Below are 21,341 nucleotides of genomic sequence, written 5' to 3' on the forward strand. Positions count from 1 at the left end.
CGCTATTTCTTTTGGTTTTGGTAACTCAATAATGAATGATAAAGACCTTTCTACCTGGCAGACCTTCCGCCGACTATGGCCGATCATCACACCATTTAAGGCCGGTTTGTTAGTTGCGGCGGTTGCGCTGGTTATAAATGCTGCCGGTGATACATTGATGCTTTCTTTGTTAAAGCCTTTACTGGATGAAGGATTTGGCAAAGCAGACATGAGTGTATTGAAATGGATGCCACTGGTGGTTATCGGGTTAATGCTTATGCGTGGCATATCTGGGTTTGTATCAAGTTATTGTATCTCGTGGGTTTCCGGTAAAGTTGTGATGCAGATGCGTCGTCGTCTGTTCAATCATATGATGGGCATGCCAGTCGCCTTTTTTGACCAGCAATCTACGGGGACGCTACTTTCCCGTATTACCTATGATTCAGAGCAGGTTGCATCTTCTTCCTCCGGCGCTCTGGTGACCGTTGTCAGGGAAGGGGCATCAATTATCGGCCTTTTTGCACTGATGTTTTATTACAGTTGGGAATTATCTTTGATCCTGATTGTTATTGCTCCTATTGTTGCGGGTGTTATCCGTCTCGTTTCCGTACGTTTTCGTCGTATCAGTAAAAATATGCAAAACAGTATGGGATTGGTGACAACCAGCGCAGAACAAATGCTGAAAGGCCACAAAGAGGTTCTTATCTTTGGTGGTCAGAAAGTTGAAACAGCACGTTTTAATAAAGTCAGCAATCATATGCGTCAGCAAGGCATGAAAATGGTTTCCGCTGATTCCATTTCTGACCCTATTATCCAGCTTATCGCTTCATTTGCTCTGGCATTTATACTGTATGCTGCCAGCTTTCCTGAAATTATGGGTGCTCTGACTGCGGGTAAAATTACCGTTGTATTCTCATCCATGATCGCCTTAATGCGCCCGCTGAAATCACTGACCAATGTTAACGCACAGTTCCAGCGTGGTATGGCAGCCAGCCAGACTTTGTTTGCGATTTTGGACATGGAGCAGGAAAAAGATGAAGGTAAACGGGAAATTAAAAAAGCGAAAGGCGATATTGAATTCCGCGACGTGACTTTCTGTTATCCAACTAAAGATCATCCTGCGCTGAAAAATATTTCCATGGCAATCCCGGCAGGTAAAACAATTGCTCTGGTTGGGCGCTCTGGTTCTGGGAAATCAACGATTGCCAATCTCCTTACCCGTTTTTATGACGTCAGTGAAGGGAGCATTTCTCTGGATGGTCATGATTTACGTGAGTATACATTGTCTTCTTTGCGTAATCAGATAGCACTGGTATCGCAAAATGTACATTTGTTCAATGATACCGTGGCTAACAATATTGCTTATGCCAGTGAAGGTCAGTTTAGTCGTGAGGAAATTGAACGTGCGGCGGAAATGGCTTACGCAATGGACTTTATCAAAAAGATGGATAACGGCCTTGATACCATGATTGGTGAGAATGGCGTTCTGCTTTCTGGTGGGCAACGTCAGCGTATTGCCATAGCCCGTGCTCTATTGCGTGATTCTCCTATTTTGATTCTGGATGAGGCCACTTCGGCACTGGATACGGAGTCTGAACGTGCAATTCAGTCAGCACTGGATGAGTTGCAGAAAAACAGAACTTCTCTGGTAATTGCACATCGCCTTTCTACTATTGAAAGTGCTGATGAAATTATTGTTATTGAAGATGGCAATATTATCGAAAGAGGCAACCATACTGTTCTGTTGGAGAAAAATGGTGCATATGCCCAGTTACATCGGATGCAGTTTGGCCAATGACTGAGCGCATTTGGTCGGGCCGTTCATGGCTCTATATCCTGTTATTACCACTATCAGCCCTTTATGGGCTGGTGAGTGGCCTGCGTAAATTGGGTTATAAATCAGGATTATTCCGCTCATGGAAAGCTTCTGTGCCTGTTGTCGTTGTGGGTAATTTAACTGCCGGAGGCAATGGTAAAACACCGGTAGTTATCTGGCTGGTGGAACACTTACAGCGAAAAGGTTATCGGGTTGGTGTTGTGTCCCGCGGCTATGGCGGAAAATCTGAACATTATCCCTTGCTGGTGACAGATGAAGTAACTACTGCACAAGCAGGAGATGAGCCGGTTTTAATTCACAGTCGCACAGGAGTATCAGTCGCTGTTGCGCCAAAACGTATCGATGCAGTCAAAAAACTATTAGCACATTCCCCTCTTGATATTGTGATCACCGATGATGGCCTCCAGCATTATGCCTTACAGCGCAATTATGAAATCGTTGTGATTGATGGTATCCGTCGTTTTGGTAATGGTTGCTGGCTACCGGCAGGGCCGATGCGGGAACTTTCTGGTCGTTTAAATACCGTAAATACGATTATCGTTAATGGTGGAACAGCAGAAGCGGGTGAGTTGCCGATGGTACTAAAGGGAGAAATTGCGATTAATCTTCTGACCGGAGAAAAGCGAAAAGTCAGTCATATTTCTGATGTAGTTGCAATGGCAGGCATTGGTCATCCACCGCGTTTTTTTGCTGCACTACAGCAATTGGGTGTGACTTTGCAAAAAACATATGCATTTGCTGATCATCAGGCTTATGAAAAGACGCAGTTATTGGCTTTAACCAATACTGAACAAAATTTACTGATGACAGAAAAAGATGCGGTGAAATGTTCTCGGTTTGCACAGGCTAATTGGTGGTATCTACCCGTATCAGCTTACTTTCCTGAGGATCAGGGGCAGAAATTGCTGGATGAGATTTGTGCATTAATCCCTGAAGGGAACAATCGTAGTTCATAACTACAGTTATCATCAGGCTTTATAGGGCATTATTCTATGAAATTCAGTATATTACCAATAAAGAGGCAACCTGAAATACGACGAGTACAAGATAACAGAGTTAACGGTGATACATCGCTTGTGGTATTCTGAGTCACATTAAACTTCAAAAACCCGTCATTTGGGGGATGTATGGATCACCGTTTACTCGAAATTATCGCTTGTCCGGTATGTCATGGCAAACTTAGCTACGATAAAGAAAACTTTGAGCTGATTTGCAAACTTGACCGCCTCGCTTTTCCTTTCCGTGATGGCATTCCTGTGCTGCTGGAGCACGAAGCACGTGCTTTGCCAACAGAGGAAAAGAAATAATTTATGTTTACTGTCATTATCCCTGCACGTTTTGCTTCATCCCGCCTGCCCGGAAAGCCGTTGGCTGATATTCATGGTAAGCCGATGATTGTGCGGGTTATGGAGCGAGCTATTCGTTCCGGTGCCGGTCGTGTGATCGTAGCCACAGATAATCAGGCTGTTTTTGATGCCGTTACTGCTGCGGGTGGTGAAGCCTGTATGACCAGTGAAAACCATCATTCAGGTACAGAACGTTTGGCAGAGGTTATCGATAAATACCAATTTGCCGATGATGAAATTATTGTAAACGTTCAGGGTGATGAGCCGCTTATTCCTGAGCAAATCATCAGGCAGGTTGCTGATAATTTAGCCGGAAGTGATGCGGGTATGGCAACACTTGCCGTTCAGATCCAGAATGCAGAAGAAGCGTTTAATCCGAATGCGGTCAAAGTGGTGATGGATGCTCAGGGTTATGCGCTCTATTTTTCCCGTGCCACCATTCCGTGGGAGCGGGATCGTTTTATGCAGTCCAAAGAGACTATCGGGAATAATTTCCTGCGCCATATCGGGATTTATGCATACAGAGCCGGATTTATACGTCGCTATGTGCAGTGGGAACCAAGCCCATTGGAAAATATCGAAATGCTCGAACAATTACGGGTGCTTTGGTATGGGGAAAAAATCCATGTTGCGAAGGCGCTACAGGCGCCGGGGGCTGGCGTAGACACCCCGGAAGATTTGGAAGCAGTCAGAAAGGCTTTTGCAGTCTGAGATAAGAAAATAATAAAACATAGTAGTAGCAAGCGGGTCATAGTAGTTATAGGTCATAGTATTTATAGACCATAGTATTTATAGACCATAGCAATTAGGCGATTAAATTCGCCTAATTTTTTTCTGGCTACTCAGCGATAACGATAAACATCATAATTAATTTTCACTCTTTTTATCTGTACCTGAAGGCTTAATTGCCTGCCAGATTTTACCCAGAGTTTCATACCATGCCCGCTCTGTATGAGAAAAATAATAGGATGACGGAGTGTATTTTTCCCAATTATATAGTGGGGTTGTGGTTGCCAGTTGATTTGCCGGGCCGGGAATAGGGTGCATACCATGCTGTTCAAAAAATTTCAGAGAACGAGTCATATGGTTTGCGGATGTAACCAGAATAAAAGGTTGCTGACCGACGACTTTTTCAACTTCAGTAGCTTCTTCTTCTGTATCCAGCGGATCTTTTAATGCTATTGTGTCTGCTACAGGAACCCCCATAGATTGTGCTACCATAGCAGCGATTTCTGCACTGCTGATTGAATTCACACCTTTACCACCGGTAAAAATCATTTTAGCACCGGGATTAAGGCGGTATAACCGGATGCCTTCAGTCACTCGGGGCAGACTATTACTGGTAAGGTTGGCACTGGGTGCCCATTCCGGGTTATACGTAAAGCCACCACCAAGAACAACAATATATTTTACCGGGGTCTGATGTGCTGCATCAGGCTCGTAACGCTGAGTATATTTCCCTTCAACAGGAAGTAGTAAATAGTCAGCAACGGGCTGTAAGCTCAATAAAAGTAGAGCAAGCCAGCTCAAGGAGAGAATTGTCTTTCCTGTTTTTTGCCAACGGGTAAACCACAGCAGGAGTAAAGCTGCTAAAGCGATTAAAATGATTAAAGGGAGCGGCATTAATAGCGCACCAACGTATTTTTTTAGCAGGAATAGCATTAACTGGCCTTAATTTGATTGAATTATCACCGCACAGGGGTAAATTCAAGGGTAAAAGTAGTGAATTTACTGATTACTGTGCCAGAATAACGGTAGCAAAAATAGCACCAGACACTATATATACTTAATAGACCCTATAAATACTCCATAGATACATCAAGCTTAGTTTATTTATTAATGAGGCGTTTTTTCATGCGGGATCGCAATTTCGATGATATTGCAGACAAATTTTCGCGTAATATTTACGGTACGACCAAAGGTAAAATCAGACAAGCCGTTGTCTGGCAGGATATCGAAGAATTGCTGAATCATTTGCCTCAACGATCTCTGCGTATTTTAGATGCAGGGGGCGGTGAAGGAAATATGGCCTGCCAGCTAGCTGAATTAGGCCATCAGGTCATATTATGTGACCTCTCCGAAGAAATGATCCAACGGGCAAAAAGCAATGCAGAAGAACGGGGAGTTCTTCATCGGATGGAGTTTATTCAATGTCCGGTACAGGATATTCACCAATATATTACTCAACCTGTTGATCTAATCCTGTTCCACGCGGTATTGGAATGGATTACTGATCAAAAAGATGTGATAGAAATATTGGGAGATATCATTACGCCCGGTGGTGCACTCTCATTAATGTTTTATAATGCTAATGGGCTGGTTATGCGCAATGCCATTTTGGGTAATTTTCATTTGGCAACACCAAATATTCAACGCCGTCGGAAGCGCTCCCTATCGCCACAGAATCCATTAATACCTGAGCAGGTATATCAGTGGCTCACTGAACTTAATATGGAAATAATGGCTAAAACAGGAGTCAGGGTTTTTCACGACTACCTGCAAAGTCGCCAATTGCAAAATACAGATTTTCCGGCGCTGCTTGAACTTGAACAGCGTTATTGCAGACAAGAGCCTTATATCAGCCTTGGGCGCTATATTCATGTGACGGCACGCAAGCCTACCTTAAAGAGCGAATTATGAGTGAATATTCCCAGACTGTTCCTGAACTTGTGTCCTGGGCCAGAAAGAATGATTTTTCCATTTCGTTGCCACCAGAGCGGTTGGCTTTTTTAATGGCAATTGCCGTACTGAACAGTGAACGTCTTGATGGCGAAATGAGTGAAGGAGAGCTGATTGATGCTTTCCGGGAAGTCTGTAAAGGTTTTGAACAGACTTCAGAAGCGGTAGCGGTCAGGGCAAATAATGCAATTAACGATATGGTAAGGCAAAAGCTGCTTAACCGTTTTACCAGTGAACTGGCGGATGGTAGCGCTATTTATCGCCTGACTCCATTAGGCATTGGCATCAGTGACTATTATATTCGTCAGCGTGAATTTTCCACGTTGCGTCTTTCCATGCAGCTTTCCATTGTTGCTAATGAGCTACATCGTGCGGCGGAAGCGGCTGAAGAAGGTGGCGATGAGTTCCACTGGCATCGCAATGTATTTGCACCACTCAAATATTCGGTAGCTGAAATTTTTGACAGTATTGATCTGTCACAGCGCATCATGGATGAGCAGCAAAACAGTGTAAAAACCGATATTGCAGCCTTACTCAATCAGGATTGGCAGGCCGCCATCGCTAATTGTGAGCAACTACTGTCTGAAACCTCCGGGACGCTGCGGGAGCTTCAGGATACGCTTGAAGCCGCAGGCGACAAGCTACAGGCCAACTTATTGCGGATACAGGATGCCAACATGATGAGTGATGGCTCTGAGCTGGTGGATAAGCTGGTTTTTGATCTGCAAAGCAAACTCGACCGCATTATTAGCTGGGGGCAGCAATCCATTGATCTCTGGATCGGTTATGACCGACATGTTCACAAATTCATCCGAACTGCGATTGATATGGATAAAAACCGCATTTTTGCCCAGCGTCTTCGCCAGTCTATCCAGAATTATTTTGATAATCCGTGGGTGCTGAATATTGCCAGTGCAGAGCGTCTGCTGGATATGCGAGATGAAGAACTGACATTACGCAATGAAGAAGTCATGGGTGAACTGCCGCCAGAAATGGAATACGAAGAATTTAATGAAATTCACGAGCAACTGGCGGAAATGATAGAACAGGCACTGGCAATTTACCAACAGGCTAAACTCCCTCTGGATTTGGGCGCGGTCTTGCGTGATTACCTTGCCAAATATCCACACACCCATCATTTTGATGTTGCACGTATTCTGGTGGATCAGGCAGTACGATTGGGCGTTGCAGAAGCAGATTTCTCTGGGTTGCCAGCGGAATGGTTAGCGATTAATGATTACGGAGCCAAGGTGCAGGCACATGTCATCGACACATATTGAACAATTTATGCCAGTTAAACTGGCTCAGGCATTATCCAATACACTTTTCCCCGAATTAGACAGTCAGCTTCGTTCAGGGCGTCATATTGGAATGGATGATCTTGATAATCATGCTTTTCTGATGGATTTTCAGGAAGAGCTGGAAACATTTTACTCGCGTTATAACGTCGAATTGATCCGTGCACCAGAAGGTTTTTTCTACCTGCGGCCGCGTTCAAATACGCTGATCTCCCGCTCTGTTTTATCTGAGCTGGACATGATGGTGGGTAAAATTCTGTGTTATCTCTATCTCAGCCCTGAGCGCCTGTCTAATCAGGGAATATTCACCTTTCAGGAACTGCATGAAGAGCTATTGTCATTGGCTGATGAAAACAGACTGATGAAATTGGTGAATCAGCGCTCAACCGGTTCAGATTTGGATAAACAAAAATTACAGGAAAAAGTACGCACCTCGCTGAACCGTCTGCGTCGCTTGGGGATGGCTTATTTCCTACAAAATGACAGTAATAAATTTATGATCACCGAAGCTGTATTTCGTTTCGGTGCAGATGTACGTAGCGGTGATGATCCACGTGAGGCTCAGTTGCGGATGATCCGTGATGGAGAAGCAATGCCCGTGGAAAGCAGTTTATCGCAGGAAAGTAATGAACACGAAGAAGCACCCACGCATTCAGCAGCCGGTGCGGAGGATGAACAGTCATGATTGAACGCGGTAAATTTCGCTCACTGACACTGGTAAACTGGAATGGCTTTTTCGCCAGAACGTTTGATCTTGATGAACTGGTAACGACTTTATCCGGTGGTAACGGCGCGGGTAAATCCACAACGATGGCAGCATTTGTCACGGCATTAATTCCGGATTTAACACTACTGCATTTCCGCAATACGACAGAAGCCGGAGCAACCAGTGGCTCCCGTGATAAAGGTTTGCACGGTAAACTGAGAGCTGGAGTCTGTTATTCTACGCTGGATGTGGTTAATTCCCGCCATCAGAGAGTTATTGCCGGTGTACGTTTACAGCAGATCGCGGGACGAGATCGGAAAGTTGATATCAAACCCTTTATGATTCAGGGTGTACCCGCATCAATACAACCAACACAGTTATTAACCGAAAACATCAACGAACGTCAGGCACGCGTTCTGCCATTGAATGAACTTAAAGAGCGCCTCGAAGAGATGGATGGCGTTCAGTTCAAACAATTTAATTCCATTACGGATTACCATTCCCTGATGTTTGATTTGGGTGTGATCCCGAAACGTTTACGTTCTGCCAGTGATCGCAGCAAGTTTTACCGTCTGATAGAAGCATCACTGTATGGCGGGATTTCCAGCGCTATCACACGTTCATTGCGTGATTATTTGTTACCAGAAAATAGCGGTGTCAGAAAAGCATTTCAGGATATGGAAGCGGCTCTGCGTGAAAACCGTGTAACACTGGAAGCTATCCGTGTCACTCAGTCTGACCGTGACCTGTTTAAGCACCTCATTACTGAAGCAACAGCTTATGTTTCAGCTGACTACATGCGTCATGCCAATGAGCGCCGCGTCCATCTGGATGAAGCGTTGGCTCTACGTAGTGAATTGTTTGGCAGCCGACGGCAATTAGTGACGGAGCAATACCGTCATGTAGAAATGGCGCGAGAACTGACTGAACAGAGTGGGGCATCCTCTGATCTGGAAATGGATTATCAGGCAGCCAGTGACCACCTGAATCTGGTTCAGACCGCTATGCGTCAGCAGGAAAAAATTGACCGCTATCAGGCCGATATCGAAGAGCTGACTTATCGGTTGGAAGAACAGACTGAAGTCGTTGAAGAAGCGAAAGAGATGCAGGCGGAATACGAAGCTGCATCTGAGGCAGCGGAGCAGGAAGTTGACGAATTGAAAAGCCAGCTTGCTGATTATCAGCAGGCACTGGATGTTCAGCAGACTCGCGCTATTCAGTATCAACAGGCGCTGCAAGCACTGGAGCGTGCACGTGAACTTTGCCAGCTTCCTGAATTATCGGCAGAGAATGCTGATGAATGGCAGGAGACTTATCAGGCCAAAGAACAGCAGGCAACTGAAACCCTGTTAGCACTGGAACAAAAACTCAGTGTGGCTGATGCTGCTCATAGTCAGTTTGAACAGGCTTACCAGCTGGTGAAAAATATTGTTGGTGAAGTCAGCCGTAGCGAAGCATGGCACCGGGCCCGTGAAGTATTGCGTGAATGGTCATCTCAACGCCATTTGGCAGAGCGTGTTCAACCGTTACGTATTCAGCTGGCTGAGCTGGAACAGCGTCTTAACAGCCAGCAAAATGCAGAACGTATGCTGGAAGAGTTCTGTAAGCGTCATCACCAGCAATATCAGGCTGAAGATCTGGAAGTATTGCAGGGTGAATTAGAAGCCCAGTTGGAAGAATTAAGCCTGACTGCAAATGAAAGCGGTGAATCCCGTATGCAGGTGCGTCAGGAACTTGAACAGCTCAGGCAGAAAATTCAGACGTTGACTGCCCGTGCTCCAGTCTGGCTGGCGGCACAGGAAACACTGGATCAGCTTTGCGAACAGAGTGGTGAAACATTCGAAGACAGCAATGATGTCACGGAATATATGCAGCAATTGCTGGAGCAGGAACGTGAAACCACTGTTGAACGTGATAATGTCTCAGCACAGAAACGTGAACTGGAAAAACAGATCGAACGACTGAGCCAGCCAAGTGGTGCGGAAGACAGCCGGTTGTTGGCTCTGGCGGAACGTTTCGGCGGTGTTTTACTGTCAGAAATTTATGATGACATCACTATTGATGATGCACCTTATTTTTCCGCGTTATACGGTTCCGCACGGCATGCTATTGTTGTGCCTGATCTTTCATTGGTTCGCCCACATCTGGAAGCGTTAGAAGATTGCCCGGAAGATCTCTATCTGATCGAAGGAGATCCGCAATCGTTTGATGACAGCGTGTTTGATTTTGAAGAGCAGGAAAATGCTGTTCTGGTCAAATCTTCTGATCGTCAGTGGCGTTATTCCCGCTATCCTGAAGTCCCTCTGTTCGGACGGGCGGCAAGGGAAAATCGTCTGGAAGCTCTTGGTCTGGAGCGCGATACACTGGCAGAACGTTATGCAACGCTCTCATTTGATGTGCAGAAAATCCAGCGTGCACATCAGGCTTTCAGCCGTTTTGTCGGTAAACATTTGTCTGTGGCGTTTGATAGCGATCCTGAAATGGAAATCCGTAGCCTGAACCAGCGGAGAACTGAGCTGGAACGGGAGCTGTCACAATTTGAGTCCCACACGCAACAGAACCAACAAAAACTGACGCAGGTAAAAGAAAGCCTGTCTGTGCTGAATCGGCTGATCCCGCAAATTGCAATTTTGTTGGATGAAACCCTGATTGATCGTGTGGAAGCTGTCCGTGAAGAAATGAGTGAAGCGCAGGATGCGGCACGTTTTCTGCAACAGCATACCAACACTCTGAATAAACTTGAGCCGATGGTCTCGGTTTTGCAAAGCGATCCTCGTCAGCATGAGCAGTTGCAGCGGGATTATGAGTTGGTAAAACAGAGTCAAATCAAAGCCAAGCAACAGGCGTTTGCGTTGACTGAAGTAGTACAGCGTCGCGTGCATTTCAGTTACAGCGACTCAGCAGGCATGCTCAGTGAAAATAGTGACCTGAACGATAAGCTGCGTCAGCGTCTTGAACATGCGGAATCTGATCGCAGCCGTGCCCGTGAACAGCTTCGCCAGCAGCAATCACAAAGTGCTCAGTTCAGTCAGGTACTGGCTTCCCTGAAAAGTTCTTATGACACCAAACAGGATATGTTGAAAGAACTTGAACAGGAAATGAAAGATATTGGTGTTCAGGCTGATGCTAATGCCGAAAATCGTGCTCGTGAACGCCGTGATCAGCTTTATGCCTCAGTGCAGGCCAACCGTTCCCGCATCAATCAGCTTGAGAAGCAGATCGCATTCTGCGAGGCGGAAATGGAAAACCTCCAGAAGAAACTGCGTAAATCAGAGCGTGATTATTATCAGAAACGTGAGCAGGTGGTGTCTTCGAAAGCGGGTTGGTGTGCAGTGATGCGGATGGTGAAAGATAATGGTGTTGAACGCCGTCTTCATCGCCGTGAACTGGCTTATATGGATGCTGATGCATTGCGTTCAATGTCAGATAAGGCACTGGGTGCACTGCGTCTTGCTGTAGCAGATAATGAGCATTTACGTGATGCGTTGCGTTTATCTGAAGATCCGAAACGTCCTGAACGCAAGATTCAGTTCTTTGTAGCCGTTTATCAGCATCTGCGTGAGCGTATTCGTCAGGATATTATTCGCACTGATGATCCGGTTGATGCTATTGAGCAGATGGAAATCGAACTGGCGCGCTTAACCGAAGAGTTAACGGCACGTGAACAAAAACTGGCGATCAGTTCTAAAAGTGTGGCGAATATCATCCGTAAGACTATTCAGCGTGAACAGAACCGGATCAGAATGCTGAATCAGGGACTACAAATGGTTTCTTTTGGCCAGGTGGGTGGTGTACGCCTGAATGTGAACATACGTGAAAGCCACGCTGCTTTGCTGGATGTTCTGTCTGAACAACAGGAACAACATCAGGATCTGTTTAATAGCCAGCGCCTGACCTTCTCAGAAGCTATAGCTAAACTGTATCAGCGCTTAAATCCGCAAATTGATATGGGGCAGCGTTTACCTCAGACAATTGGTGAAGAATTGCTGGATTACCGTAATTACCTTGAATTAGATGTTGAGGTGAATCGTGGTTCAGATGGCTGGCTGAAAGCGGAAAGTGGCGCACTTTCTACCGGTGAGGCCATTGGTACGGGAATGTCTATTCTGGTTATGGTTGTGCAGAGTTGGGAAGAAGAGTCCCGCCGCCTGCGTGGTAAAGATATTTCCCCATGTCGCTTGCTATTCCTCGATGAAGCAGCACGTCTGGATGCGAAATCAATCGCCACACTGTTTGAATTATGTGAACGCTTACAGATGCAGCTGATTATTGCTGCTCCGGAAAATATTAGCCCGGAGAAAGGCACTACGTATAAATTAGTGCGTAAGATCTTCAATAATCAGGAACATGTGCATGTTGTGGGTTTACGAGGCTTCGGGCAGGAAACTCCCGTTATTGAACAGCGGCAGGAACAGGCTCAGGCGATCTTCTGAGGATAATTTCCATCTGAATTAATAAATTAAAGCCGTCATTGGTGAGATGACGGCTTTTTAATTCATAAAGATAATAATCACGTTTTGAAATATGTGCATTGAATCTCATTTTCTTGAAATAAGAGTACTTATCATTCCCTCCCATTGTGACCAAGATAAAAAGAAGGAAAAATAATGCGTAAGGTAGTGTTAGCATTTAGTGCAATTGCGCTTGCTGTTGGTTTAAGTGGTGCTGCTCAGGCAAAAGTGCAAGTACCGGAACAAGTGAGTACAGGGGTCACGACAGCAGAACTTTCTCAACGTCAGGCGGTGCATTGGGTTTCAGTGGCGCAGATTGAAAAAAGTTTGCAAAATAAGCCGCCGATGGCCGTAGGATTTGATATAGATGATACAGTACTGTTTTCCAGCCCCGGTTTTTATCGAGGTCAGCTGGAATATTCACCAAATGACAATAGCTATCTGAAAAATCCGCAATTCTGGGAAAAAATGAATAACGAGTGGGATAAATTCAGCATGCCGAAGCAGATTGGCATCGATTTGGTCCAGATGCACCTGAAACGCGGTGATGACATTTATTTTATTACCGGCCGTACCAGAACTAAAACAGAAACAGTCACTAAATATTTACAGGAAGACCTCCATATTCCTGTCAATAAAATGAATTCGGTTATCTTTGCAGGAGATGATCCCGGTAAAAATAATAAAATTAGTTGGATGAAGGATCATAAGCTGGAAATCTATTATGGTGATGCTGACGCAGATATTGCTGCAGCCCGTGAACTGAATATTCGTGGTATTCGTATTTTGAGAGCATCAAATTCCTCCTATCAGCCGTTGCCTAAAGCGGGTAAATTTGGAGAAGAAGTCGTTATTAACTCAGAATATTAATTTAAACACTTATCGTGTTTATTTATTATTAAAGGCACTTTAAGTGCCTTTTCTTTTTTATAACTAATATAAGTTAATTTATTATAGCAGTAATTTTCTTTTGGTTCATGTAATTGGATATAATTGAGGAGCTTTCTGTCTTAATAAGTAATTATGTATATAATTACTACTATTCTCTTCTGATAACATTGGTCTGCCGATAATTAGAATAAGTCATTGGATAGCCAAATATACCCAGTAAATTTCATGTAAAGTTTCAGGGCTGGTAAATACAGTCGGTAAACGTGTCACTATGAAAAAGGGGTATACATAAAAGCGAGGTGAACTCTTATGGCAAAGAATCCGGTAAGGTTACTGAAAGTTTCTTTTATCTGTAGTGTCTTAGTAGTATCGGAGGGAGCCTTTGCAAGTCAACATAATGTATTGACAGCAAATAATGCCCAGCCATTATCCTGGGGGCAGGAAAAAGTAGATACGGATGACACCTCTACTCAAATAGCTCCTATATCTTCATCGAGCTCTCCGCAGGAAATAGGAGAGCAAATACAAATATTATTGCCTAAACAAATAAAACCGATATATTATCAACAATTATCACGATTATATTCAGTAAATAACTTGCAACCATTATGGCGGGATGAAAACGCCATACAAAATTTTAAAGAACAATTATTTGATTTATCGTTAGCTGGGTTTCAGCCTCAATTTGGCAAATGGATAGTGCAACTTAACTCGCCCGAATTAAGTGAAATGGGGCGGGATATTATCCTATCTGATGCTATGTTAGGTTATCTTCACTTTATTAATAATATTCATAATAAAGGGGATTCATGGCTATACAGTAAAACTCCATATAAAATTGATTTACCCCCTCATAATTTAATTGAAAAGTGGCAACAACAGGTTAAGAGTAATAATATCAACAATTATATCTCGTCATTATCACCTAATCATTCTATGTATGGGCTGATGCGTGAGGAGATGCTAAAGCAACTGAAGGACAAACAGCCGTGGTCTGAATTTTCGATGAAAGGAACATTAAAACCCGGGCAAAGCAGCCAGAGCGTCATTGCACTGAGAAATATATTAATTCGATCAGGTACTTTAAAATCTTCGGCGGTAAGTCCTGAAAATAAAATTTATAACAAAGAGCTGGTTGCAGCAGTTAAACGATTTCAGGCTTCACACGGTCTAACTGCTGATGGCGTCATCGGGCAATCAACCAGAGTATGGTTAAATACCACCCCGAAAATCCGTGCACGGATCATGGCGTTGAATATGCAACGGTTGCGCATCATTCCTGATAACCTTCCTACTGCGATTTTAGTGAATATACCGAACTACTCGTTACTTTATAATTTGAATGGCGAAGAGGCATTAAGCTCTAAAGTTGTTGTAGGACGCCCAAGCCGAAAAACACCAATTATGAGTAGTGAACTGAATAATGTGGTGATTAATCCTCCCTGGACTGTTCCTGTTAGCATGACTCGTAAAGACATTGCACCAAGAGCCATGCGTGATCCCAATTATTTCCGCAGCCGTGGTTATACCGTTTTTGCCAGTTGGAGCAGTGATGCGACAGTAATCGATCCTTCATCGATTAACTGGGGAACAATAACACCCAGTAATTTTCCTTACCGGATACGGCAGGCTCCCGGCCCGACTAATTCATTAGGCAGGTTCAAGTTTAATATGCCTAATTCGGAAGCAATATATTTACATGACACACCAAATCAGGCCTCATTTAAGCGGGAAATGCGGGCCGTCAGCTCAGGCTGTGTACGTGTTAATAAAGCACCTGAATTAGCAAATATGTTACTGGGAGATGCAGGCTGGAATAAAGGAAAGGTAAATAATTCTTTAAAAACGTGGGTGACAAAATATGTAAATATCCCGAAAAGAATTCCGGTATTCCTTTATTACCAGACTGCTTGGGTGGATGAAAAAGGAAAACCACAATATCGTGCTGATATTTATGAATATGATAGTCATACCAGACAAAAATCTGAACTTATGTCTAATATTTTGGCAACCATATGATGCTTTGATTTTTGTTAAACAGTAGCTGAAAAAGATAAAACGTATTTAAGCAGTGAGAAATATCCTCACTGCTATTTTTTTACCTGCAATTCTCTCTACATTCTGATTTTTTCTTTTAATTATTACACAAATACTCAGTTAATAGCTTGCATTAACCAAATATAAATATTTTAATTCAGTTTAATATAAATTGTGTTATGTAAATCAGAGAAAAGTATCAACTAACAAATTTACATTAATAGACAAAAACTAGTAAAAGCTACTTTTTGTTTGTTAGTTATTTGTTAATTGATCAGGGTTGATTGTTAATATATTTTTGAAGCTATCTAAGAATCAGGAAAGCAGCAGGGCATTATATATATGAATAATATTGATCATAACCGCCGTAAGTGGCTCGGCGTCAGTATGGTTGCATTAGGATTAGGTTTATTACCTCAACATGCACTAGCCACACTAACAACACCACGCCCTAGAATCTTGCGGGTAGATAACCTCCATACCGGAGAAAAGATTAAGGCCGAATTCTTTGACGGGCATCATTATAATAAATCTGAACTTATTCGACTGAATTATTTATTCCGTGATTATCGCCAGAATGAAACTAAAAAAATAGATCCCAAATTGTTTGATCAAATTTACTTGTTACAAATGATGATGGGAATAAATAAACCAGTTCAGTTGGTTTCAGGATATCGTTCACTAAAAACGAATAATATGCTGCGTCATGCAAGTTCAGGAGTGGCAAAACACAGTTACCACACCCGTGGTCAGGCGATGGATTTCCATATTGATGGTATGAAGCTATCACATATCCGTAAAGCTGCATTAAAAATGAGAGCTGGTGGAGTAGGGTTTTACCCAAAAAGTAATTTTATTCATATTGATACAGGCCCAGTCAGGACGTGGTAATCTTATTATATCTTTCATATTTCAAGTTAGCTGTAAAATGGTTTGAAATACGTCGATATATTAAGAAATTATCCTGATTGTGGAGTGTAAACAATACAATGAAATACCACATAATGCCTGTCACCGTAGCGATGCAGAATTGTACGTTGATCTGGTGCGATGAAACTCTGGAGGCTGCAATTGTCGATCCGGGCGGTGAGGCTGAAAAACTGATCGCTGAGATCGAGAGGCGGGGAGTTAAGCTAACTCAAGTTTTGCTGACACATGGTCATTTTGACCATGTAGGTGCAACCGTTGATATTGCTAAGCATTTTAATGTGTCGGTACATGGCCCACACAAAGGTGATGCATTTTGGATAGAAGCATTAGAGGTTCAATGCCAGATGTTTGGTGTTGAAGAGTGTCCGTCTTTTACCCCCGAACGTTGGCTGGATGATGGGGATACAGTAAAAATCGGTAATATTCAGCTTTCTGTCTTACACTGTCCGGGGCACACTCCGGGACATGTTATTTTTGCCAATCATGCTGATAAGCTAATTTCAATGGGAGATGTTCTGTTCAAAGGCAGTATTGGTCGAACGGATTTTCCGGGTGGGAATCATGATGAGTTAATCCAATCCATCAAAGAGAAAGTGCTGGCTTTGGGGGATGATTATCAATTCATTCCGGGGCACGGCCCGATGTCAACTTTGGGGCATGAACGGAAAACCAATCCTTTCTTGCAAAACTGACCAATAATTTTTTGATTCAGTATGTCTGAATTTTAAGAGTCTTTGGAAAGAAAAAGCCGCTTTTTCAGCGGCTTTAATATCAATATAGATTGTGTACTTCAATGAAACTTTGTATGCAAATTAAAGTACAGCAACAATCGCTTCACACAGAGGAACCATGTTTTCCAGTGTTAAGCCAGCTATGTTGATACGACCGGAGCTAACGGCATAAACAGCGTATTCTTCACGCAGACGTTCAACCTGTTCTTTGGTCAGGCCACTGAATGAGAACATCCCATTTTGAGTGCAGATGAAGCTGAAATCTTGTTTTGCACCTTTTTCTTGTAAGGTGTTGACGAACAACTGACGCATACGCTGAATGCGTTCGCGCATTGTTGCCAGTTCCTGAACCCACTCTGCTTTCAGTTCTTCGTTGGACAGAATGGTCGTCACAACAGAAGCGCCGTGAGCCGGAGGGTTAGAATAGTTGGTACGTACAATAGATTTAGCCTGGCTAAATGCTTTTTCTGCGGTATCGCTGTCTGTTGCAACGATAGTACAGGCACCAACACGTTCATTGTACAGGCCAAAATTTTTGGAGTAAGAGCTGGCAACGATCAATTCATTATGGTTCTTGGCAAAAATGCGCAGACCTTCTGCATCTTCATCCAGACCTTTAGCAAAGCCCTGATAAGCGAAATCGAATATAGGTAACCAGCCATTTGCTACAGATAGATCTGCCAATTTCTGCCACTGTTCAGGAGTAGGGTCGATGCCGGTTGGGTTATGGCAGCAGCCGTGCAGCAGAACAACATCACCGGCTTGTGCTTCAGACAAACTTGCCAGCATACCTTCGAAATCCAGAGCACGTTTTTCTGCATCGTAATAATTGTACTGGCGGATCTCTAAACCAGCGCTGGAGAAAACACCGATATGGTTCGGCCATGTAGGGTTGCTGATCCAAACACGTTTGGCATTAGTCTGTTTGGCAATAAAATCAGCGGCGATACGCAGTGCACCTGTTCCGCCCGGGCTTTGTACAGTACGGGCACGTTTTTCAGTAACGATAGCACTGGTGCTGCCGAAAAGCAGTTCCTGAGTTACACGACCAAACTCCGGTAATCCACTGATTGCCAGATAATTTTTAGTATTTTCGTTTTCCAGCAGGAACTTTTCTGCTTTTTTAACGGTGGTCAGGACAGGAGTTTTACCGGTTTCATCTTTATAGACACCGATACCCAGATTGATTTTATTTTCGCGGGGATCAGCTTTAAAGCTATCAGCTAAACCAAGAATAGGGTCGGCAGGCGCTGCTGTGATTTTTTCAAACATTTTTTTATTCCAAAATTTGGAGAGTTAAGCCCGAAATAAATTATACGCTGCTCAGGGTAACGCTAAGAAATCGATTTGCCAACCACTTGTAGCAAAAAGAATAAAATCTTGTGAAGTAGTTTACGAAGTGGAGAAAAGAGTCTGAAAAAACAGAGGGATAAAATGCAAAAAGCAGCACCGGAGCGCTGCTTTTCTGAGATAAATCGTTTAACTTTTGGCTAAACTGTTTATCAACGGCAATTAGAACTGATAAGTCAGACCAACACCGAATACGTTGCGGCCATTTGCATCAGCATATTCGTTTTTGTCCAACAGGTTGATTTTGTAATCAACATAAGTAGACAGGTTTTTGTTAAAGTAGTAGTAAGAACCTACAGAAACATATTTAACCAGATCTGCATTGAAACCTTCATCACTGTTGTGATTACGGTTCAGATCTTTACCTTTAGACTGAACATAAGCCAGAGATGGTTTCAGACCGTAGTCAGCGAACAAGTATTGTGCAACTAACTCAATATTTTGAGTTTTATTCGCAATACCATCCAGAGCACCATGCTTAGTTGACACTGAAGTAGGAGTCATATTGCGAGTTTCGCCGTACATTGCAGCTACATATACGTTGTTAGCATCGTATTTAGCACCGATGTTCCACGCTTCAGCACGTTTACCGTGAGCCTCTGTACCAGCCCAGTCACCATTTGCACGAGTAGAATTAGCATAAGAAGCACCAACATTGATGCCGTAACCTACGTCATAAGTAGTAGCCAGGCCATAGCCGTCACCATTGGCTTTAGATCCGGAACGAGCATTCTTGGTACGCTCGCTGTTTTGACCCTGATATTGCAGAGCAAAATTCAGACCATCAACCAGACCAAAGAAGTCAGTGTTGCGGTAAGTTAACAGACCAGTGGCACGGCCAGTCATGTAACGATCTTTGTCGGACATAGAATCACCGCCGAAGATTGGCAGTACGTCAGTCCATGCGTTAACGTCGTAGTTTACGCCGTAGTTACGACCGTAATCCAGTGAGCCGTAGTTAGCGAATTTCAGACCAGCGAAAGCCAGACGGGTAGATGCTTCTTGTGTTCCCTTACCTTCTTCTTGGTGAGCTTTCAGGTTATATTCCCAACGACCGAAACCAGTCAGTTGGTCAGAGATCTGAGTTTCACCTTTGATACCGATACGAGCGTAAGAGTCATCACCATCTTCACCACTTCTTTTATCAGCGAATTGGTGACGAACGTCTACTTTGCCGTACAGATCCAGTTTGTTGCCATCTTTGTTAAAGATTTCAGCTGCGTTTGCTGTACCAGCAACCAGCAAAGTTGGGATTACCACTGCAAGAATATTGCGCTTCATTATTATTACCCTCATTGGTGTTATTCAGACATCTGACACATATTGGAAATAGAACACTAAAATTTTTGGAACTATTTGTTGGTATCAGGTGTCTCATTAATCTGCGCCCAGTGTTCCATTGGTTATGGCTTTTATCCACCTTCAAAATGCTACAAAAGCGCAAGATTGGTAACAAAGTGAAAAAAGATATTACAAAGTGTAAATGTCAAGGAACTTTTTTTGCACTGTTTTGACGATAAAACGAAAAAAGCCAACTTTCGCTGGCTTTTCTTTAGATTGAATTGTGGCTATTTATTGAGCTAATTCATTAGAAACTTGCGTTTCTTGGTGTTCTTGGGAATGGGATAACGTCACGTACGTTTGATACGCCGGTGACATAAACGACCAGACGCTCAAAGCCCAGACCAAAACCAGAGTGCGGAACAGTACCATAACGGCGCAGATCACGATACCACCAGTAATCTTCTTTATTCATACCCATCTCTTCCAGACGCTTATCCAGTACGTCCAGACGCTCTTCACGCTGAGAACCACCAATGATTTCGCCGATACCCGGAGCTAGAACATCCATTGCTGCAACAGTTTTGCCATCATCATTCATACGCATGTAGAACGCTTTGATGTCTTTCGGATAGTTTTTCAGGATAATCGGCGCACCAAAGTGTTTCTCTGCCAGATAGCGTTCGTGCTCAGATGACAAATCAACACCCCAATAAACCGAGTTTTCGAATTTATGGCCGCAGTTTTCCAGAATTTCAATTGCATCCGTGTAATCCAACTGGACAAAATCAGAGTCGACAAATTTTTCCAGACGAGTAATGACTTCATTGTCCACACGTTCTGCAAAGAATGCCAGATCGTCAGCACGCTCTTCTAAAACGGCTTTGAAAACATATTTCAGCATTTCTTCAGACAATTTAGCAATATCATTCAGATCAGCGAAAGCAACTTCTGGTTCAAGCATCCAGAATTCAGCCAGATGACGGCTGGTATTGGAGTTTTCAGCACGGAAAGTCGGCCCGAAGGTGTAAACTTTACTTAATGCACAGGCATAAGCTTCACCGTTTAACTGACCAGATACAGTCAGGAAGGCTTCACGTCCAAAGAAATCTTCGCTGAAATCAACTTCACCTTTATCTGTCAATGGCAGATTTTGCATATCCAAAGTGGAAACGCGGAACATTTCACCTGCACCTTCAGTATCTGAGGCGGTGATCAGTGGTGAAGATACCCAGAAAAACCCTTTCTCGTGGTAAAAACGGTGCAGAGCCTGCGCCAATGTGTGACGAACACGCGCAACAGCGCCAATCAGGTTAGTACGTGGGCGGAGGTGTGCAACTTCACGCAGGTATTCGATACTGTGGCGTTTTGCTGCCATCGGATAAGTATCAGGATCTTCCACCATACCAACGGTTACAACGCTGGTTGCCTGTATTTCAAAACTCTGACCTTTACCTTGTGATTCCACAACAGTACCGGTTACTTCCACAGAACAGCCGGTTGTGAGGTTCAGAACTTCACTCTGATAATTAGGCAAATTATTATTAACGACGGCCTGTAATGGATTAAAGCAGGAACCGTCATAAACGGCGAGGAACGAGATACCAGCTTTTGAATCTCTCCTTGTACGTACCCAACCGCGGACGGTGACTTCGCTGCCAACCGGAACACGGCCTTGCAGTACATCGACTACAGGCGCTACGCTCATAAATTTCTCTCTTCTTTATATATAGATAATTAGACTTATTGTAAGTCGTGCCAAATGGCACGATGACTCCTTATCTTACTTGTCCTCTCACAGGAAACAAGCAGAAATTAAGGGGGT

General features: G+C 43.6%; 16 protein-coding genes. 12 read left to right on the top strand and 4 right to left on the bottom strand.

Annotated features, from left to right (window positions below; all coding sequences use genetic code 11):
- Positions 1 to 28 precede the first annotated feature (28 nt).
- The 4 genes from msbA to kdsB all read left to right on the top strand — a co-directional run bounded on the left by msbA (position 29) and on the right by kdsB (position 3,873).
- Entirely contained in the window at positions 29 to 1,777 is a 1,749-nt protein-coding gene (gene msbA / locus Xinn_RS03505; RefSeq protein WP_086953637.1) for a lipid A ABC transporter ATP-binding protein/permease MsbA, read from the top strand.
- The gene (gene lpxK, locus Xinn_RS03510) at positions 1,774 to 2,772 is read left to right on the top strand and encodes a tetraacyldisaccharide 4'-kinase (RefSeq protein ID WP_086953636.1); all 999 of its coding nucleotides are present in this window, start codon (positions 1,774 to 1,776) and stop codon (positions 2,770 to 2,772) included. Before msbA ends, lpxK begins: the two co-directional genes overlap by 4 nt.
- A 171-nt stretch (positions 2,773 to 2,943) precedes the next feature.
- Positions 2,944 to 3,123 (top strand): Trm112 family protein, encoded by a 180-nt coding sequence (locus Xinn_RS03515; protein ID WP_086953635.1) that lies wholly within the window; start codon positions 2,944 to 2,946, stop codon positions 3,121 to 3,123.
- 3 nt (positions 3,124 to 3,126) lie between these two features.
- Positions 3,127 to 3,873, top strand: coding sequence for a 3-deoxy-manno-octulosonate cytidylyltransferase (kdsB, locus tag Xinn_RS03520; RefSeq protein WP_086953634.1), 747 nt, complete (start codon positions 3,127 to 3,129; stop codon positions 3,871 to 3,873).
- Positions 3,874 to 4,029: 156 nt separating this feature from the next.
- Here kdsB and elyC read toward each other — a convergent pair whose 3' ends face one another.
- A complete protein-coding gene (elyC, locus tag Xinn_RS03525) occupies positions 4,030 to 4,824 on the bottom strand; it encodes an envelope biogenesis factor ElyC (protein ID WP_086953633.1) in 795 nt (264 codons plus the stop codon).
- Between the two features lie 192 nt (positions 4,825 to 5,016).
- Between elyC and cmoM the strand changes: the two genes are divergently transcribed.
- From cmoM to Xinn_RS03565, 8 genes are all read left to right on the top strand, one after another.
- Positions 5,017 to 5,802, top strand: a complete 786-nt coding sequence (gene cmoM / locus Xinn_RS03530; RefSeq protein ID WP_086953632.1) for a tRNA uridine 5-oxyacetic acid(34) methyltransferase CmoM — start codon at positions 5,017 to 5,019, stop codon at positions 5,800 to 5,802.
- The gene (mukF, locus tag Xinn_RS03535; protein WP_086953631.1) at positions 5,799 to 7,121 is read left to right on the top strand and encodes a chromosome partition protein MukF; all 1,323 of its coding nucleotides are present in this window, start codon (positions 5,799 to 5,801) and stop codon (positions 7,119 to 7,121) included. Before cmoM ends, mukF begins: the two co-directional genes overlap by 4 nt.
- Positions 7,102 to 7,824, top strand: coding sequence for a chromosome partition protein MukE (gene mukE, locus Xinn_RS03540; protein WP_086953630.1), 723 nt, complete (start codon positions 7,102 to 7,104; stop codon positions 7,822 to 7,824). Before mukF ends, mukE begins: the two co-directional genes overlap by 20 nt.
- A complete protein-coding gene (mukB, locus tag Xinn_RS03545; protein ID WP_086953629.1) occupies positions 7,821 to 12,278 on the top strand; it encodes a chromosome partition protein MukB in 4,458 nt (1,485 codons plus the stop codon). The genes mukE and mukB overlap by 4 nt, the downstream gene beginning before the upstream one ends.
- A 174-nt stretch (positions 12,279 to 12,452) precedes the next feature.
- Entirely contained in the window at positions 12,453 to 13,166 is a 714-nt protein-coding gene (aphA, locus tag Xinn_RS03550; RefSeq protein WP_086953628.1) for an acid phosphatase AphA, read from the top strand.
- Between the two features lie 330 nt (positions 13,167 to 13,496).
- Positions 13,497 to 15,206, top strand: coding sequence for a L,D-transpeptidase (ldtD, locus tag Xinn_RS03555; protein ID WP_086953627.1), 1,710 nt, complete (start codon positions 13,497 to 13,499; stop codon positions 15,204 to 15,206).
- A gap of 360 nt (positions 15,207 to 15,566) precedes the next feature.
- Positions 15,567 to 16,115 (top strand): peptidoglycan L,D-endopeptidase MepK, encoded by a 549-nt coding sequence (gene mepK / locus Xinn_RS03560; RefSeq protein WP_086953626.1) that lies wholly within the window; start codon positions 15,567 to 15,569, stop codon positions 16,113 to 16,115.
- 98 nt (positions 16,116 to 16,213) lie between these two features.
- Positions 16,214 to 16,846 (top strand): MBL fold metallo-hydrolase, encoded by a 633-nt coding sequence (locus tag Xinn_RS03565; protein WP_086953625.1) that lies wholly within the window; start codon positions 16,214 to 16,216, stop codon positions 16,844 to 16,846.
- 120 nt (positions 16,847 to 16,966) lie between these two features.
- Here Xinn_RS03565 and Xinn_RS03570 read toward each other — a convergent pair whose 3' ends face one another.
- The 3 genes from Xinn_RS03570 to asnS form a co-directional block, all read right to left on the bottom strand.
- A complete protein-coding gene (locus Xinn_RS03570; RefSeq protein ID WP_086953624.1) occupies positions 16,967 to 18,157 on the bottom strand; it encodes an amino acid aminotransferase in 1,191 nt (396 codons plus the stop codon).
- Positions 18,158 to 18,397: 240 nt separating this feature from the next.
- Positions 18,398 to 19,516, bottom strand: coding sequence for a porin (locus tag Xinn_RS03575; protein ID WP_086953623.1), 1,119 nt, complete (start codon positions 19,514 to 19,516; stop codon positions 18,398 to 18,400).
- Positions 19,517 to 19,823: 307 nt separating this feature from the next.
- Positions 19,824 to 21,224: an asparagine--tRNA ligase gene (gene asnS, locus Xinn_RS03580; protein WP_086953622.1), complete on the bottom strand. Its 1,401-nt coding sequence runs from the start codon at positions 21,222 to 21,224 to the stop codon at positions 19,824 to 19,826.
- Positions 21,225 to 21,341 lie beyond the last annotated feature (117 nt).

This window comes from Xenorhabdus innexi (assembly GCF_002632485.1).
Classification (GTDB): domain Bacteria; phylum Pseudomonadota; class Gammaproteobacteria; order Enterobacterales; family Enterobacteriaceae; genus Xenorhabdus; species Xenorhabdus innexi.